This window comes from Hyunsoonleella aquatilis, from assembly GCF_014270105.1.
GTDB lineage: Bacteria > Bacteroidota > Bacteroidia > Flavobacteriales > Flavobacteriaceae > Jejuia > Jejuia aquatilis.
Window position 1 is genome coordinate 1 of record NZ_JACNMF010000021.1, and the last position, 1088, is coordinate 1088.

2 protein-coding genes are annotated in these 1088 nt (G+C 39.6%); both read right to left on the reverse strand.

Annotated elements, in window-relative coordinates:
* Window positions 1-693: IS3 family transposase (locus tag H7U19_RS16775; protein ID WP_186564036.1), on the reverse strand; the 693-nt coding region annotated here is incomplete at its 3' end.
* Window positions 671-1048, reverse strand: coding sequence for a transposase (locus tag H7U19_RS16780; protein ID WP_186564035.1), 378 nt, complete (start codon window positions 1046-1048; stop codon window positions 671-673). The genes H7U19_RS16775 and H7U19_RS16780, both read right to left, overlap by 23 nt.
* Window positions 1049-1088 lie beyond the last annotated feature (40 nt).

A 1088-nucleotide genomic window follows, 5' to 3' on the forward strand; every position in this document is an offset into this window, starting at 1 on the left:
ATTGTCCTCGGTCATACTGATTTTGATGTTTTTATTTCTTAGAATGTTAGTGTAAAGGTTACTGCAATATTGGATTCCACGGTCAGAGTGGTGTACTTGAGGCGTACGCTTACCAGACTGTTTCAGGGCTTTTTGAAGAGCCCTTACACAGCCTGCCAGCTCAAGGCTATCACTAAGGTCATATCCTACTATCTTACGGCTGTACATATCTGTAATGAGGGCAAGGTAGCAGAAGCCATTGATAGTTCTGATGTAGGTTATATCGCTTACCCAAACTTGGTTTGGTTGTTTTATTTCCAAATCCTTGATGATGTTCTTGTACTTGTAGAACCTGTGGAATGAGTTTGTGGTTTTATGATGTGCTTTCTTTCTGTGAATCAGCATATTGTGTTTTCTTAAGATGTTAAACAAGGTGTCTCTACCGACATTTAAGCCAGCTTGCTTAAAGTTGTTATCTAGAGACTTAATAAGCTTTCTGGTGCCTTCTCTAGGCAGGGATTTACGTCTCTGCTTGACTATCTGAATGGTTTTCTGTTCAATCTGTAAGCGCTTGTCTGCTCTACGTTTATACTTGTAGTATGCATCGCGTTTAAGACCGAAGAAGCTGCAAACAGTAGCTAAAGAAGCAAATCCCCTAGACTTTTCCCTGGCCTTTATCAGGGCTTGATATTTAGCTTTCCTGCCTGCCGGCAGGCAGGTTTTTTAGCTCGAGGACAGATTTGTAGCCTAGCTGTTCAGCTGCGACCTCAAGATAGGATTCATCTACAAGCGCATCCATATCCTTTTTTAAGAGTAGTTTTTTAAGCTGTTCAATCTCTTTTTGAAGCTGTTTGATACGTGTTATCTCGTCTTTTGTTTTCACGGTTACTCGTGTGTTCATTAAGTCCTTACGGTTGTACTTCTTGATCCATTCGTTAATGGTAGAAGAGTTGATGCCGTAAGCCTTACCTAATTGATACTTGTTTAGTTTTCCGGCGGTAAGTTCGTCTAAAATTTTGAGTTTAAAAGATTCTGAATACCGTCTAATTACTTTGTCATTTTTGTACATAATTGTTTAAGATTATGTAGCCTTTATTCAGGACGGGTCA

Excerpts from the sequence above, each read along its gene's own strand:
- H7U19_RS16780 (WP_186564035.1), bottom strand. The coding sequence starts at position 1,048 with ATGTACAAAAATGACAAAGTAATTAGACGGTATTCAGAATCTTTTAAA.